Origin of the sequence: Pseudoalteromonas rubra (assembly GCF_005886805.2) — a bacterium.
Taxonomy (GTDB): Bacteria; Pseudomonadota; Gammaproteobacteria; order Enterobacterales; family Alteromonadaceae; genus Pseudoalteromonas; species Pseudoalteromonas rubra_D.
In genome coordinates, this window is record NZ_CP045430.1 from 356,750 (window position 1) to 374,158 (window position 17,409).

The 17,409-nt window shown below is 46.1% G+C and carries 12 protein-coding genes; 4 read left to right on the forward strand and 8 right to left on the reverse strand.

The annotated features are described in order from the left end of the window. Nucleotides 1-93 precede the first annotated feature (93 nt). Together CWC22_RS20810 and CWC22_RS20815 are read left to right on the forward strand one after the other, a co-directional pair. Entirely contained in the window at nucleotides 94-1,068 is a 975-nt protein-coding gene (locus CWC22_RS20810) for a hypothetical protein (RefSeq protein WP_138539120.1), read from the forward strand. A gap of 459 nt (nucleotides 1,069-1,527) precedes the next feature. Beyond that, nucleotides 1,528-1,989, forward strand: coding sequence for a GyrI-like domain-containing protein (locus tag CWC22_RS20815; RefSeq protein WP_125557426.1), 462 nt, complete (start codon nucleotides 1,528-1,530; stop codon nucleotides 1,987-1,989). Here the strand turns inward: CWC22_RS20815 and CWC22_RS20820 are convergent. Beyond that, nucleotides 1,986-3,479, reverse strand: coding sequence for a DUF3612 domain-containing protein (locus CWC22_RS20820; RefSeq protein ID WP_125557428.1), 1,494 nt, complete (start codon nucleotides 3,477-3,479; stop codon nucleotides 1,986-1,988). The two genes, CWC22_RS20815 and CWC22_RS20820, sit on opposite strands and share 4 nt — an antisense overlap. A 308-nt stretch (nucleotides 3,480-3,787) precedes the next feature. On the opposite strand from CWC22_RS20820, the gene CWC22_RS20825 reads away from it, so the two are divergent. Together CWC22_RS20825 and CWC22_RS20830 are read left to right on the forward strand one after the other, a co-directional pair. Then, on the forward strand, nucleotides 3,788-4,279 hold the full coding sequence (locus CWC22_RS20825; RefSeq protein ID WP_125557430.1) for a malate synthase: 492 nt from the start codon (nucleotides 3,788-3,790) through the stop codon (nucleotides 4,277-4,279). Between the two features lie 480 nt (nucleotides 4,280-4,759). After that, complete coding sequence (locus CWC22_RS20830; RefSeq protein WP_171045123.1) at nucleotides 4,760-6,895, forward strand: cation:dicarboxylate symporter family transporter; 2,136 nt, start codon at nucleotides 4,760-4,762, stop codon at nucleotides 6,893-6,895. Between the two features lie 72 nt (nucleotides 6,896-6,967). Here CWC22_RS20830 and CWC22_RS20835 read toward each other — a convergent pair whose 3' ends face one another. The 7 genes from CWC22_RS20835 to CWC22_RS20865 form a co-directional block, all read right to left on the reverse strand. Beyond that, nucleotides 6,968-7,348: a DUF1294 domain-containing protein gene (locus CWC22_RS20835; RefSeq protein WP_125557432.1), complete on the reverse strand. Its 381-nt coding sequence runs from the start codon at nucleotides 7,346-7,348 to the stop codon at nucleotides 6,968-6,970. 78 nt (nucleotides 7,349-7,426) lie between these two features. After that, nucleotides 7,427-9,607, reverse strand: a complete 2,181-nt coding sequence (locus tag CWC22_RS20840; protein ID WP_138539119.1) for an exonuclease domain-containing protein — start codon at nucleotides 9,605-9,607, stop codon at nucleotides 7,427-7,429. A 78-nt stretch (nucleotides 9,608-9,685) separates the two neighbouring features. Further along, entirely contained in the window at nucleotides 9,686-10,378 is a 693-nt protein-coding gene (locus tag CWC22_RS20845; protein WP_138539118.1) for a hypothetical protein, read from the reverse strand. A gap of 148 nt (nucleotides 10,379-10,526) precedes the next feature. Continuing rightward, nucleotides 10,527-13,850, reverse strand: coding sequence for a PAS domain-containing hybrid sensor histidine kinase/response regulator (locus tag CWC22_RS20850; RefSeq protein ID WP_138539117.1), 3,324 nt, complete (start codon nucleotides 13,848-13,850; stop codon nucleotides 10,527-10,529). Continuing rightward, entirely contained in the window at nucleotides 13,847-15,061 is a 1,215-nt protein-coding gene (locus tag CWC22_RS20855; protein ID WP_171045118.1) for an ABC transporter substrate-binding protein, read from the reverse strand. The genes CWC22_RS20850 and CWC22_RS20855 overlap by 4 nt, the downstream gene beginning before the upstream one ends. Before the next feature lie 83 nt (nucleotides 15,062-15,144). Further along, nucleotides 15,145-16,401 (reverse strand): adenylate/guanylate cyclase domain-containing protein, encoded by a 1,257-nt coding sequence (locus CWC22_RS20860; protein WP_138539116.1) that lies wholly within the window; start codon nucleotides 16,399-16,401, stop codon nucleotides 15,145-15,147. Between the two features lie 42 nt (nucleotides 16,402-16,443). Then, nucleotides 16,444-17,280, reverse strand: a complete 837-nt coding sequence (locus CWC22_RS20865) for an ATP-grasp domain-containing protein (protein WP_138539115.1) — start codon at nucleotides 17,278-17,280, stop codon at nucleotides 16,444-16,446. Nucleotides 17,281-17,409: the final 129 nt, after the last annotated feature.

Sequence of the window (17,409 nt, forward strand, 5' to 3'; positions counted from 1 at the left end):
CTCTTTGCCAAATAAATTAGTCAAAACAATTGACCATCCACATCACCGGCGCTACATTTTATTTTCATTAAAACAACATGTAAGGCCACAGGAATGACCCCAATAAATACACTTACCCGAGCTATGATCCCGTTGTTTCTCAGTGCGTGCACCATTACAGCACATCCAATCAACGCGGAAAATACCCCAGAACTGGCACTCAGTGGCACCCATCACACCGTCACCGTAAAGTGTGAACATGATCCGCTGGCACTCAGCCGTATGCTCGATTACCTTCACGCCCTGTCATTTGACATGACAGTCGAATTTTCGGGTCAGTGCATGGGGCCAATTCTCATCGAACGTGATGGGATCACACTAACGGGTCTGGATCAGCAGACAGCGTCGGTCAAGCTCAGCGACAGCGATGAACAGCAAAGCGCAATACGCATCAAATCAGCGGTATCCACACTCAGTAATTTTGCAATCGACACACCTGAAAACGCGCTGTCATTGCACGTTGACGCCAATGCAACCGTCACAATAGATGGCCTTAAAACACCGCATATTTTTGACCCCAAAGCCCCTTTTTACCCCTTCCTTGCAGATGAAAACAGCACGCTTTATGTGAAAAACCACAAAAGGTTACAGTTGAAGGTATCCGGAAGTTCAGCGGCAAACCTCATGGAGGGCAATCGTCAGGTAGCATTGAACGTCACCGATACCTCCATGGCCCGCTCAACCAGCAGTAATCAATTTGATGATGTCGAAGTGTCAGGTAACGGCTATTTTCTGGGTGACAACCAATCCAGCATTACCCTTCTTAAAATCTGGAGCAAAGGCGTGGCTGAAGTGAACAACCAAAGCTCGGTTAAAGAAATCATGATGGGTGGTCAAACTTTGTTCGCCGCATATAGACAATCGAACATCACAGGACCCTACAGACTGTGGGGTAATGTGGTGTTCGAGCTGGAGCACTCTTCAGCGACCGGGTGGCAGCCCGTTGACAAGCCAAACTCTATCATCTCAGGTCACAATGCAACGGTGAACGGCGTTTTTTATCCGGACTGGGATTGGCGTGGTCAATAGTATTGAGTGACAAAATCATCACTATGGGGACTCTTGCGGTCCCTGATCAAATTATCATTATGGATATTTTATTTCCCAGTGGCTTGCCTAAAACCCACACTATGTTACTATTCGACCGCCTTATTAATAGTCTAAGTGACTATTAAATATACATATAATACTAATCTATCTTAATGTGCGACCAATATGAGGGATTAAATCTGCTGATCACTGTGTAAAAGCGTCTCAGTTTTAACTTGTCTTACAAGCCTGGATTCGCCACTTTTTTACCCGGTTATCACAAAGAGTGCCTTGGCCAAAATTGGTTATTTCATTATGTGGATTGGTTTAAATTGCACTCTCCGCCTCTCTTGGGAAAGGCTAATAGTCATGCTAAATGGGTGACTGTATCAGAAGACAGGGACAGATATTCGGAGTAAAGCAATTTTCGCGACATACGACGAGTAACCAGGGAATCTAATGGAAGTTAAAACGTTCAATTCACGCCAAATAGTGGGGATCAGCACCCGCACCAATAATCATCACGAGCAGACCGAAGGAGAAGGTCAAATAGCCCAGCTTTGGCAAACATTTAGTCAAAAATATACCCCTTTATTACATGAAGGCAGCACACTCTATGGCATCTATTCAGGCTATGAGTCAGATCATCATGGAGACTTCGACGCTATGGTTGCCTGCGATGCATCTGTATTGATGGCACATGCAGATACAGATAAAACACTGCAAATCCAGCAACTAGATGGCGGACGATACCTGAGTTTTGCAGCCCAGGGCGACATGCCGCAAACAGTCATTCGCCTGTGGGAGCTTGTCTGGCGCTACTTCGAGCAAAGTGACTGCCCATATCAACGTGCCTACCACCAGGATATAGAAATCTATCACCAAAGTGATGAAGTAGAGATTGCTATCTCTATCCGCTAGTCATAGCAACCAGGTTGTCGGGGGCAAGCTTTACCGCGCGTACAAATCACACGTACATCATTCGCTATCCCCCGCTCTATCCAGTTGATATTTAATATTTTCGCTACACTTTGTAATTGTTTTTTCAAATGCCAGGGTACCACACTCGCACCACCCTGCTTAATACACAGTGCCTGTAACTCTTGTACCACTTCATTCGCATCCAGCCCCTGTGCTGCGATCGCCGGATTTAAGTCTATTCCGGCGCAAAGCACATGTGGATTATCCGCCACATCATTTACCTTGATAGACTCACAGCAATAAAGCCGGGGTTGATTGTTTACATTGAGCACCGACAGTTGCGCGCTGGCTTGCATAGCTTGCTCCTGAAATTTACGAAACACAGCCCAGTGTTGACATGGATCTGCGACGCTACGCATATTTCCCCAGGGCAAAGGGATACCATTGCCGCGATATACCGCTTTCAGTTTGCCAGGTAAATAGGCATCAAAATAATGCCAATGTGGGTAAGGCGAAGCAACGGTCATCCTGCGCATTGCTACCGAGGGAGAGATCCCCAGCGCCTGATGTATGTGCGTCTCATAACCATAAGAATCTAACAACTGTCGATAAGCTACTTTCGGGCACAGCAATGCACCGGCAAAAAAGCTGGACTCAAAATCATGCCATGCAGAGAGGATATCCTGCGCATTTGGTGCAGACTCATCCGCATTGGTCCCACCGCTCACTCCTCCAGAACCAAGCACACATTGCAGTCCATCTCTGTTGTGTAACACCGCATGCCCCAGATGTACGGCCAAATCGTATTTAAGTCTGGGCTGGTTTTGCAGCAACATGCGATTGACATGCACCTCATTCGGCGGCGCAAAGTAAGAGGTAATGACACGCTGAAACATGTGTCCACTTTCATCGATAACCTCTCCTGGCGCTTCATCAAACCAGTGCACCACGAGCCCTTGTGCTTTGAGCATGCTCAGCAGGGTTTCTGCATTCAGATAGAGATCTTTGCCGCCGACTTCTTCTGCGGCACGTTCAAGGTCCGGAAAATGATTCTGGTGGTGTTCCTGATGAGCCCGAATCAACAGATGAGCAAACTGACGTCCACTGATCCCTGTCTGAGACAACATTTCTGGAATGGCTATTTGCAAGATTTCATTGTCGAATAGAAAGTTAGGCTCTAATGCCATGCCACTGATCCCACCATGGCGACCTTTTTGTGGAGTAATTTCATTTACTTCCGGCTCATTGTCCAAAAACCACTCTACCGGCTTCTGAAATACTTCAGCCAGATTCTCAAGCATATCACTGCTGGGCGTGCGTTTACCTCGCTCGATCATGGACAGATAGGATACCGATGGCGCTGATTGTGGATCAAAGCGGACACATCGGGCAGATAAATCCTCCAGGGTTAAATGGTTTCGCTTGCGTAAATTACGAATTTTGGTGCCCAGAAAGTGTGACTTTCTCATGAGTTCTGAATTTTTTTTCACCGCTTCATTCCTGTTTACGTCTGTAAAGTGTCTGAACGCTATACCTCACTACTATGCCACAGCGTATGGTCAGACCAGTTTTTGTAAAATTTACACTGTAAAATTCTTTTTGTGAAATTTATCGATTTTTTTTCATACACTGAATTTGTCAACAGAAGCTTCTGCGCCCCACCGGGACTAAGCAGGTAATTAATAATAGTAGCGATATTTTGCCTTGTGACGACAACAGGTGATTTGACCGGCAATTAAGCCGTCACCGCACACAGGCAAGCTTATATCGGGTAACATTGGTAACTGGGAATACACACATGAAAGCACAAATTCAGCAAACAGAATTAGAAAACATCAGCACAGAATGTCAAAAGCTGACCGTTGCAAAACAGTATCTGGATCAGCATTGTCCTTTAGAATTCGGCTCTCATAAAGAAGTAAGCTCTTACGTCGTTTACTACAACCATTTAATGGTGTTCTTTGCCGATGGCCAACATTGTGGTCTCAAAAACTCTAAGCAATTCGTTGCTTTATGCGGTCATCGTGAATCTCCCAGTGCACTGTTGCTGAAAAAATCAGACGGCATGCATATAGAACTGAGTTTTGACACTGGCTGTGAGCCTCGCCATTATGACCGAGCTCATCTGAATGATGTTCAGTACGAAACCCCCCTCAGTGCCGTAACCGGAGAAGGTGAAGCAGGCAGCCGTATGTGGATGAGCTTTGTTTCCGGCGTGCAATATGCCTTAGTCACACAGCAAGACCGTAAATGCTATCGCGCCAAAAATGGCGAGGATTATCAGCTGTAATCCAGTAAGGTTAGACTTTCTGTCAGACTGGGCGTAAGTAAAAAGTGCTCGTAATCATGCGAGCACACAGCCGAAGCCTTTGTTTATCGAAGTTTAGACTTATACAACATGCTTTTTTAGCCCTCTCCTCAAAGACGAGGTCACAGAGGTCCAGCCTAAAGCATTGTGCTCCTCAGCCAGTTATACCAATTTCACTTAATACCTGGTCTATTTGAAGGAGCGAATATGACGCTAACAGCGTTAAAAATTTCTCATTTAGAACAACTAAATAGCAAAATTTTTGCCTGGTTATCGACTATATTTTCTCGCCTCAAAATAGAACACTTAATTAAGCAAATTGGTATTACAATTGCAAAATCCCCAGATGTCAGTGAAGCATTCAGATTAATTTCAGCTAACCTCAATATAATCTCGCTCTTTTTTATTGCGCACATGGGGATTATGAAACTCATTATCGATTGGTTAAGGAGCATTAACTGGATGCTCTGGGCATTGTTATTAGGTATTGTGTGTGGCCTTATTTTTGGTGAACGGGTGGCATTTTTAAAGCCACTCGGCGAAGGGTTTGTCAAACTCATGCAGATCACCATTTTCCCTTACATCGTCGTCAGCCTGGTGGTCGGCCTGGGCAAATTTAACCCGGATCAGGTTAAGTCTATTTTAATTAAGGCGACCACAGTCATGATCAGCCTTTGGCTGGTTGGTCTGGCTGCTATCTGGGCGTTTTCGCTTACCTTACCCAGCCATGATGCGGGCACTTTTTTCTCTCCTGCATTGGTCGCCAGTGCCCCCGACGTTGACTTTGTCAGCCAGTACATTCCTGCTAACCCTTTTGCTTCTATGGCTGAAGGCAATGTGCCAGCACTGGTCATATTCTGTATTGCACTGGGGCTGTCATTAATTTCCAACGGGAAAAAGAACAACCTACTGGATGTGTTAGAAGTTGTTGGGCAAGGGCTGTCCTTAATCTCAAAGAAAATCATCAAACTCTTTCCTATCGGGATCTTTGCGATGACCGCCAGCACTGCCGGCACAATCAGCATGGAAGAGCTAAACAACTTGCAGATTTATCTGGTCCTGGTCACTTGTCTGGGTGTTTATCTGATGTTTGCCTTGCTGCCTATGCTAGTCGCGGCGCTAACCCCGGTAAAGTATCGCGACCTCATTATGGTGATGCGCAATGCCTGGATCACCGCATTCAGTACGGGCAATGTATTTATTGTCCTTCCGGTGATCACTGAAGGGATAAAAGCGCACTTGGCAAAAATAAAGCGCAGTGATGAAGAGTCAGATCACATTGCAGAGGTGCTGGTGCCCATTGCCTATACTTTTCCGAGTCTAGGCAAGCTCACAACCTTGATGTTTGTTACCTTTGCAGCCTGGCTTACCGGCAGCCCGGTTACCCTGGAACAGATCCCCAACGTTACGCTGTCTGCCATGCTGAGCTATTTTGCAAACGTACATATCGCCATCCCTTACCTGCTGGACAGCCTGAAAATTCCGGCAGACAGTTATCAGCTCTATCTATCGATGTCAGTGCTGACGGCTAAAATAGTGTCGCCAACAACTGTGATTTACATCTTTTCGTTTGTGCTACTGAGCATCTTTTATACTAAGCGTCAGCTACATTTAAAGCGGATACGCTCCCTGTATTACCTGACTTTGCTCAGCGCCCTGCTACCCGCTTTTATGCTGCTGAGCTTCACAGCCAATAACCATCTGGCCCGTGATACTCAGGCAGCGGATGAGATCATTGCCAATATGGTGGTCTCTGATCGGGTTCCCGCGGAAGTACTTAATCATGTGCCTAAAGCCTATCAAAGCGGCGAGCTATCTTTGACGAACATAGAGGTGATCAAAAAACGGAATTTACTGAGAGTGGGTTACCTGGTCGATAACGTTCCATTCAGTTATTTCAATCAAAAAGGTGAACTAGTCGGATTTGATATCAGTCTGGCACACAAACTGGCGGCAGATCTGAATGTCAAAGTTGAGTTTATTCCCTTTAAAAAAGCCCAGCTTGCAGAATATCTGAACAAAGGATTCTTTGACATTGCTATGTCGGGGCTTGAAATCAACGTGGCGGATCTCAGCCAGATCAGATTTAGTGATCCTGTCCTGGAACTGCAGTTGGCACTAATTGCCAAAGACCACCGGCTTAAACAGCTGGCAACCCGAGAGCAGGTAATAAATTACAATGGACTGCGTCTTGCACACGTTGAGTACACCCCATTAATGCAGGATTTAGCAAGAAAATATCCGCATATTCGGGTATCTGCACTATCTAACCACCAGGCCTTCTTCGAGTCTGACGGACAGTTCGATGCCATGGTGATCAGCGCAGAGGCGGGATTTGCCTGGAGCATGTTCTACCCCGAATTTGGTGTGGTCGTGCCTAAAGGGGCTCAGCTGAAATACCCGGTGGGCTTTGCTGTTGCGAAACGCAACCTAGATATCCTGAGTTATGTTGATGCCTGGCTGACCATACAGAAAAGCCAGGGACAAATAGATAAAAGCTATAACTACTGGATCCTCGGAAAAGGAACCCAAAACAAACAGCATCGCTGGTCTTTAATGGACGAGCTGGACTACGACTTTGACTTAAAACTCAATTGATCAACTGGTGACAGGCTTTTGCCTGTTACTCTCCTCTCCTGACCCCAGACAGATTCAATTCAGCGCTTGTCTTTACATCAAATAGCTGATCAGCACACACACAAAAACAATCACCTGAAGCAGATGCAGAGTCAGTAACTTTAGTAAAAATGGAAGCTTGATGGTTTTATGCCTTAAAACCGACATGATCTGCAAAGTCGCCATGTGTAATGCGCTGGCAGACACGATTAAAAGCACACGTTCCGAAATGCGCTCTGTGCCTTTTTTAGACAACGCTTTGTCTCTTCCATACACTGCAAATGCGATGGCACTGGAGAGCAACAGATACACAGGGATAGACCAGGCTGGTAAGGACAGCGCAATCAAACTGGGCGTAATGGCGAATACAATCAGTATTGCAGACAACCCCCAGGACACCTGCAATAAAGAATACACAAAATACTTTTTATACATGCTAGCGACAGCTCACTCAGAACATGGCGAGAAATGTACACGAAACATCTTAAACAAGCATCCCCTCCACGCCTTTAGTTATGAAGACTGCTGTTGCTGAGCAAGCCGTTGAGCGTTAATCATCACAAATAACTCTGCCGTTGCCCGCGCGTCGGCCATGGCTCTGTGATGCTGGGTCAGCGAAATCCCCAGTTCAGCACAGACTTTATTTAATGCGTATGATTTCAGCCCCGGCAACCACTTCCTGGCCTGCTGAACAGTGCACAACTTAGGCTTTTGAAAGGATTGTTCAAGACGGGCAAATTCCGCTTTAATAAAGCCCATATCAAAATTCACATTGTGCGCCACAAATATCGCATCCTGCATAAAGTCATCTACCTGCTTAGCAAGGTCAGAAAAATGGGGCGCATTTGCAACCATCTCGTTACTAATACCCGTTAATTCAGTGATGTATTTAGGGATCCGACGTGTTGGATTAACCAGACTCTGCCATTGATCGACGACCTGACCATCAACGACCTTCACCATCGCAATTTCGGTAATACGGTCAAACTCTTTCTTACCTCCAGTGGTTTCAACGTCGATCACGACATAAGCCTGTTGTGGTGCTATCTGCCAGCAAACTTGCTGAATATCCACCTTAAACCCGGACTCCATGAGCCGCCTTATTGTCACCAGCTGATTGCGTCTGAGGCTATCTCCAGGTGCTTTGATCTCAACAAATGAGACATCATCGCCATTAATACAGATCAGATCCGGATAACCATCCCTGAGCATTTTAAAATCTTTACACATTGCGAGCAGATGTGTTTTGAGTGCAGCGACAGGAATAATCCGGGCCACCATCAACACGAGGTCCAGTGTTGAGCGATGCCAAAAGACCAACCTGTTCGGCTTACCAAAGTGCGCAGTGGCCTGACGCAGCAGCCAATCGAATAAACTCTGGTTATCCAAGATTGTGCCTAGGATCTGCTCAATCTCCTCGCTATGTACCTCATAAAACTGATTATATTTCAAACTTCGCGGCGTTAAATCAAATTCATTACTTGCCGCACTGGCTGTAGATTCATAAAGCACAGGCCAGAAGGCTAAAACAAATAGCATGCGCCAGAATTGGTTTTCACCGTGGTAAGCTCTGCTGCCCTGGCGGTGATACCAGGCAATTGCCCCTTGTTCAGGATACCCGACATAGGCCTCATCGAGTGCGATAGGTGGGCCACTTTGGCGCAGCATATCTGTCAGTACAGAGGTACGCTTGGTGGTAAACTTCAGCGCCGAGAAATCTTCGGCAAATAACAGCAACTCTTCATTTTGAGGACAGGACAGCACCGCTTCCAGCTGAGTCCGGCAAGCATCATGTTCCCCAGCGGCATATAAGGCACGAATATACTTTTCTTGAGACTTTGGATGGTTACTGAGCGCAAGCATGGCCATTGCGAGCTCAGGTTTATCTGGCTCCAGCTGACAAGCCAGCTTGTGTGTCAGATCATCTCGCCTGGCATGGGCCATTAGCCCCTCAGCAGCTGGCACCTGCGCTTGGCAGATCTGCTCAGCCAACAGCGCCTTACCCTCTATGTCTAAATTATTCAGGCCTTTACATTGGCTTAGATAAAAATAAGCGCTTTGCGCCTCTGCCAGTTCAGAGAAATGTGCGTTGCCCGTCGAGATGCCTTCACGTGTTTGCATAACACCCAGATCACGTAATGAAAACTGTTGTAAAGTGCCTCCGAGCTTGCCAAAAAACAGAAACAACCAGTATTCAAAATCCACTTTAATTGGTGCACACAGGTGCGCTTCAAACACCGATGTACCAGTCAGATCAAAACTTGAACTCAGTGTCTGGACGAACTCTATCCATAGCGCTTTTTTTGCAGATTTAGTCGGAGCAGCACCCATTATATTTCCTGATGATGCCAGCTCGGCGACAATGCTCTGCAACTGCTCTTTCGTCAGCTCATTCAGCAGTACACTGGTATCGCCCGTTTGCGCTGTACTAATCAACCCCTTGTTCTGCAAGTCTCTCAGTGCTGCATCCGTATCCTTAATTTCTGCATAGTTCAGCTGAGCTCTGGTGACAAATACCCGCTTACGATTAATAATACGCAGCAGCAAACACAGGCAATTCTCATCAAGCATGCGCAGCTCTGAGAACAGCGCCTGCTGTGATGGTGTTAACAAATGAACACTGGTTTTTGTGATAAATTCCTGCAATTCATAGAAGTGGGTAAGATAATACTTTTCTGGTAACGCTTTTAACATAAACTCTCGACTCTAAATGGCCTCGGCGCAATTCCATTTAGGTACTGAGGAAAGTGGCGCTTCAAAGCTAAGTAATTATTAAAAGAGTTCGTTAAAAACGTCCTCAAATTGTTCTCCATTATTCAATCTTTCTAAGCCACTGTACATAGTCTTTGGATTCATCGGTTTAACGGCCATAAGCGATGCCTGGTAGTACTCAACCTGAGTGTTTGGGAAGTCACTGAGATAAAACACCGACTTAATCTCAGCGAGTTCATCATGTTTCAGGTCGATGTTTTGTGCTAAAAACGGAGCACGATAATCTACCAGGATCCCTGTCCCTTCAATAAACCAGGCAGGTAACTGAGTGAGCTCAACAAACAGGTTTGTTCTGTGTCTGACTTCTGCATGGACAAGCTCATGGGCGACAACATCAGCATTGAGCCCCTTTGGGCCCAGAAAGATACATTCTCTGAAGAAACCTGTGCTTTGCATGCCTGTCGGGTTAAACCCAAATTTTGCATATTTGGTTTCTGCGGTCGCGATTATTCTGGGGTCAGAAGTAGGTGTACCATAAACATGGGACACTCTTTCTACAGCAGTCTGGATAGCATGAGCCAGGTTCACTTGTTGCTGGCTATCGATGCTTTGATCAATATGCAAATTGGGTGATACTTCACTAAAGTGGGTACTGCCTATGAGTTCACAAGCAATCGCCTCTTTCTTAAAAAATCCACAGGCGGCAACAAAAAATGAGATCAAAACAACAGCAGCTAACTTAAGTATCTTCATTAATTTTCCAACACATGATTACGCCGCACTCACCAGCTTAGTAACTTGCACTGACAGCCCAAGGTGTCTAAACCATCTACTTTTCATGCAGTTGCACACGGGTCTGGTCACCAAGCACAAGCTAATTACGTATATTGCATGGCGCTTTTTATTCTTCTACTACTATGTGCTCATAGTCCAGATGCTTTTTCAGACAAGTCAGTAAAGCCTCTATTGATACAGGTTTACTTAAATAATCATTCATACCCGCTTCGAGGCACTTCTTCTCATCACCCACCATCGCATTGGCGGTGAGCGCCACTATGGTAATGTCCATGTTTGACTTACCCGCCTGCCCTTTGCGAATGGCTTTGGTGGCATGAAACCCATCCATTTCAGGCATCTGACAGTCCATCAAAACCAGCGAATACCCCTCTGAGTATTGATATTCTCTTAGATTACGCAGTGCCTCATTACCATCACTAACAACATCGACAGATTCAATGTCGAGCTTTTGCAACATACTTACCGTCACAATCTGATTAACCTGATTATCCTCTGCTAACAAGATTCGTGGCTTTGGTGCCCATTTTACCGGTGTTGTATCCTGATGCGGATCTTTCATGCTTTTTAGATAATGAGTCGTAACCAAAGGCTTGGCATTAGCGAGCGCCTCACCATCATCAGCAACCACTGATAGCGCATTAAACAGATCTTCGGTTGTTGCTGGCTTGGGAAAATACCCCGAAAAGCCCAAATCAGCAAAAAAGGACGCATCTCCCTGATGGCCTATCGAGGTCATCATAATAAGTTTGATCCCCTGGAAGCGTTTGTCTTCTTTGATGGTTTTACCCAATTGTGCACCATCCATATTAGGCATCTGCATATCCAGTAATGCAATATCAAACATTCGACGCTCACCATCATGATGGCGCTTTTCACACTCTGCTAACGCAGCAATCCCGGAGGAAGATTCAAATACCTGAGCCCCCCAATGCCTGAGCTGTTGACCTAAAACAGTTCGGTTGGTCTGATTATCATCAACGACCAGTAACTCAAGTTGAGACATATCCAGGTCTGGAAGCACCTGTTTTGACTGAGCACTTTTCTCCAGCAGCACAGTAAAGGTAAACGTACTCCCTTCACCTTCAATACTTCGAACCGAGACATCACCGCCCATCAGCTGGCAAAGCTTTCTGACAATTGCCAGGCCCAACCCCGTTCCACCGTACTTTCTCGTCGTAGACGAATCAACCTGAGAAAATGAATCGAACAAGGCAGCACTTTTTGCTTTGGGGATCCCTATGCCAGTATCCGTAATGGCACAGTCCAGGCGCAGCACATTATCATCCTGCTCCGTCAGTTTCCCCTGAATGATGACCTCACCTTGCTCAGTGAATTTTATGGCATTACCAACCAGATTAGCGAGGATCTGGCGGATCCGGCTCGGATCGCCTTTAGCCAAACTTTCTTCGATGTCTAGCGTGTCCAACACCAATTCAAGCCCTTTACACTGGGCCTGTAACGCAGCGGCTTCGGCAAAGTCTTCAAACATACCCCGCAAATCAAAGTCGAGCATTTCCAGCTCAAGTTTACCCGCATCCACTTTAGAAAAATCGAGTATGTCGTTAATCAGGTTAAGCAGCGAGTTAGCACTGCTCATAGCCAGTTTAACTCTGTGTGTTTGTTGCTCGTCGAGCTCATTACTGAGCAGTAAATTGAGCATACCCAACACCCCATTCATTGGAGTGCGGATCTCATGGCTCATAGAGGCAAGAAACTCGCTTTTTGCCCGACTAGCCTGCTCTGCCTGACTCTTAGCCTCGGCGAGCGCCCTTTCCTGTGCAATTTCCTCAGAAATATCCTGAATAATCCCCACATAAGCCACCAGCTCTTCCTGATCGTTGCTCACCGGAGCAATGTGCAAATTGTTCCAAAATGGCTTACCCAGTTTAGTGTAATTAAGAATAACGGTGCGGTGTGCTTTGCGCTCTTTAATCGCCTCTACCATATTGGCAACCACTTCAGGCGCCGTTTCTTCACCTTGCAAAAACTTGCAGTTAGTTCCCAGTACTTCCTCGCCATAGCCGGTAATAGAGGTAAACGCGCTGTTGATGAAGGTCAGTGGCAGACCCGATACTTTGGCATCTGAAATAATAATGCCCACATCGCAAGACTCTATGGCATAAGCAAGCAGGTCATTGTGCTCTTTTGCCTGACTTAATGCCTCCTGATACATTTTTTGATCTGTGATGTCAGTCAAAGAACCTGACATACGAATGGCTTTTCCGGAGTCATTTCTCAGTGCCAGCCCTTTCGAGCGAAAATAACGGTAATCGTTCTGCTTGGTCCGCAAACGAAACTCTACATCAAAGCCGCCATTGCCATTCAAATGCTCCTGCAAAGCAGAGAATGTCGTGCTTCTGTCTTTTGGGTGTAAATGCTGCTCAAGTACTTCAAAACGATCGGGAAAACCAGTGTGGTCTGATGCGCTGTAACCCAATAACTCTCTGTAGCGCGGTGAATAAAATACATCGCCACTTTCAATGTCCCAGTCCCAGATCCCATCGTGACTACCTTCAATCGCTAACTTAAAGCGCTCTTCACTTTTCTTGATCATTTGCTCTGACGTCTGAAGTCGCTTAAACGGATTAAGTAGCAATTGACGACCAAAAAAGAGTAAAAGCAAAAATGACAGGGACAAACCAATAAAAATGGCCTGACCCAGCTCAACGATAAAATCAAAGACGCTATCATCTATGGTGGACTGACTGATCATCAGACTGACATGAATGTCCGTGCCCTGTATTTGAGCATTGTGCAGCTCAACGTACTCAGCATCGGGTGCCGCATTACTGTATCCAACCCATTGCCCAGACAACTCTACTGCCAGAGCCTGATTGCTCAGATCCAGCGCAAGAAGATTGGCCAGATCTGTATCAAACTCAGCAACCAGCACCCCCTCCGTAAATCCGTTATATTCAATGGGCACAGCAATCACAAAACTAAATAATTGCTCATTGCGATGCAAAATCACGGCGTGAGACAGCCGGCCATCAAGTAACTGCTCCAGCCATTCACGCTCTTCTTTCTCTGCGGTTAACACCTGACTACTACGATACACCGGCTCGCCAAGGACATTGTATAAAGAGATAGGCTCCTTTTTACCCAGGATACGGTACTCAGCCAGAAAGTCAGACAAAGAAGCCCGAGAGATGTCTGACCCCATAACGCCATTGGCAAGGATAGGATATTGCGCCAGATCTTTAAGGAGTACCAGGCGGGTACGTAAAAACTGTCCCAGATTACTAACCCCTAACCGTGCTTCGGTCTGACGGACCTCAGTTTGCACCTGCCTAATGGCGGTATCAGCATGGTTACTGAGCATAACCAGGCTTAAAGACACAGACAAAACCAGACTACACAACAAGAATGCATAGAATGCTTTGTCGGAGCTCATTTTAAATAGCGACTTCACGGCATTGTTATTCATTGGTTGTTTAGCACCTTGATACTACCATCAGCGTTATAGCTGGCCATACAGATATCATCGAGACCCAGAGCTTCATGTGCGTCGGGCTGTGACTTTGTCCAGCGAGAAAAAGGCTGCTTATATACTTTAATCAAACCCTGAACTGGCTTTTTCAAATCCTCCAGTGCATCACGCAACGCCGCTCTGTCTTTTTTGACGTTACCGCTTAAGGCAATTTGGTCAAGCGCACTGAGCATCACCCGACCTAAATCATAGCCATGAATGAACCCGGCGGGTGACTGAATAAACTGGCCATTAATCACTTTATCAGGATATGAAGCCACTAACTGCTGCCAGACCTTAGCGGCAAACTCAGAATGTGGTTTTTGCTGGAAAGAGAAACAGCTTTGTAAGAAATGTAAATCGGTCCCTGCGCGCAACTCATCAGCGACCTGCGTAAAAAAGTTACCGCCTGTTATACCCCAGTGGCTGATAATGGCTGGGCGCTGTGTTTGTGGTATTTGCGCAACGGCTTTAACCAACTGTTTGCCTTCCAGTGCGTTACCGACAAAAATCACACAATCGTGACCTGCAGCGACAATCTCTCGCAACATGATCTTGGTGGCATTCATTTTCATATTCCAGTTAAACCAAGTCACGGGGGCTTCCGATTGCCCCAATGTGCGGGTTATGGTCTGATAATTTGACTTCCCCCAGGGCGTACGCTCCAGCAACAAATGTGATGAGCGACACTGCTTTTGCTTAGCAAACTCTACCAGCCTCACTCCGGCTTTGGTGTCGTCAATCGACAATCTAAACACCCAGTTATTGTCGTGCGGATAACGTGTTACCGGCCCGCCTGCAGCCCAGGGGACCAACAGCAAAATATCCTGCTGATTAATGAATTCACGATGCTTTATATAGGGAGGTGAATGTAATCCGCCAAGGACCAGTAATGCACTGTCATCCTGCAAAAAGCGCCTCATAGTCAACAGACTACGATTACTATTACCCCGGTGGTCTTTTTCGAGTAACTGCAGCTTGAACCCCTGAGCCTCAAAATTACGCTCCCTAAGTGCGCTATTAAAGCCCATCTTCATGGCCTCTGCCGACGCGCTATGGCTGCTATAGTCAGAATCATGGTAAATACGTAGCACTGGCCGTTCTGCCGCGTAAACAAACGTACTGGCAGACAAAATGCAAAGTAGAATAGCTAACAGTATCCGTTCCATATAAATTAGCGCGTTAAGTAACTGATTATTTAAAGTTAGACTATTTCAAAAAGATTGCTTAGTGCAACACCTTATCAATCTTTTTAGTCGGGATAATGATAAACCTCTATCGGCTGGCTGCGCCCACTGAGCTCCACCTTAGCAACCCGTTTGAGTTGCGTAAGCTGCGACTGCAGCACACTTTGCTCACTAATAAGCAGTGGATGCTTGAGTTCTTTGGTTTTGCTCTCAATGCGTGCAGCGACATTAACGGTATCGCCAATCACAGTATAATCCATACAACTGCTACTCCCGACATTACCCGCTATCGCAACGCCACTGTGTATACCAATCCCAATCTTAATGGCAGGCAACCCTTCTGTAATAAACTCCTGATTTAGCAGCTCCAGTGCCTGAAGCATTTCCCTGGCGGCCTCAATGGCATTTTTGGCATTGTTCTCTTCTTCCTGGGGTGTACCGAAAACGGCCATAATCGCGTCACCAATGAATTTATCTATCATACCTCTGTGGATAAAAATCACGCTGCTCATTCGGGAAAAATAACGATTTAGCAACTGCGTTATCACTTCTGGGTCGTGCTGCTCGCAAAGCCGGGTAAAGCCCCGAATATCCGCCATCAATACTGTGACATTACGCTTCTCTCCGCCGGGTTCAATGTCTATATCACCACGCTCAACGGCTTTAACCAGCTGCTCAGGCAGATAGCGCAGGAGCCGCTCACGATGGCGTAATTTAGTATAGGTTCCGGTGATGTAACTAGACAGAGACCAGGCAAGAAATCCGGAGCAGATCATGATTACTTGTTCATGGATCTCAATCGCTCTGGCGGTATGACTGTGCTCTAACACCAGTGTGCCAGTCACGACACAACACAAAGTAGAGTAATAGATAATCAGCTTACCCTGGCGAAACGCACTCATAATATTGAACAAAAGTAGCGCACTCACCAGCATTAGTTCGAATTCAGTCTGGTGCAGGTCCTGCAAAAAGTGCTTAAAAACGTCTAACGACTCAACCTCGAGAGAAACGACGAGAATGATCGCGTAATCAAACAGAATAGACACATATTTTAGCCAGGGTTTATATCCTTCAGAACTGGCCCAGCGCACGACCAGTGCACACCAGCCAATCACCACCGCGATAGTGAGCAAGTCGACCACAACCAGCGTTGTGTCCCAGCCAATACTGTATAAACCAATCACCAGCTCTGTAACAAACAAAGCAATCAGTCCGTAAAAGCGCAGCTTGTTCACATGGAGTTCCATCTCCATTTCGCGTCTTTGATAACAATCGGTCAGCAGTTTGTCAAAACTGCTGTCTATGTCCTTTAACCATTTCATCAATCAGCTCGGCACGTTGACAGGATTACCAACAGTTTAGCCTTAAGCGACGCGATTATTTAGCTTAAGCAGCATGTTTTTGTACATGCTGGCGACCGCCGAGGGACCAAGCTCTGGATTATCTATAATCAAGTGATTGAATTTAGGGGAGGAGTTCAGCTCAATTAGATAAAATTGGTCATCCTGGCCGAGAATAATATCAAAGCCAACGAATCCGATATTTGCCAATTCAAACACCGGCTTAACAAACTCAAACAAGGCAGTGATCAAGGCCTCGTCTTGCTCAAGCGTAGCCACTTCATTCTTTTCCCAGTAGCGCACATTAAACGTCTGTGCCATCCCTCTTTTATATGCCAGTAAAGGTTCACCAAAACCGCAAACCAGACGATATTCAGCCTTGTTCTCAACATACGCCTGCGCCAACGCAAGATAATCATAGTGTTTTGACTGGCCGTTAAATATCTCAGTAAAGGCGGCAATAAGCGATGTTTGATCGTGGCACAAATGGACATTTATCCCCAGCGCACCACTGTTACTTTTCACCACCACCGGGTAACCAAACTGGCGCTCGACGGCCACAACAATCTCATCCATGGTTTGATATTGCAGGTAGTGCTTATACTCATCCGGTACATTTGGATCGAGAAATGAAAGAGTGTCAGGCATAGTGACAACTTGATTAAAGGCTTGATATGAGTGCATTTTATCCCTGCATATACCGTAGATGGATTCGGAGTTAAACGGGGTTTTATTTAGTTCAAAGTACTCGACGCCATGGTTAAAGTATACCCGTACCAGGTTTTGTTCCTGGTCGATGCATTCATATCTTAACCCCAGCTGTTTACATGCCTCAATCAGGCAGGCGACCTGTCTCTCCAATTTACTTCTCCGTTTCGGGGCACTATGCCACCTGTTGTCATGGCGGCAAGTATCCCTGCGAATACGTCGTTTGGCAAGTCCAAGACTGAGTTTAAATCGGCATGAAAAAAGGAGGCAAAGCCTCCTTAT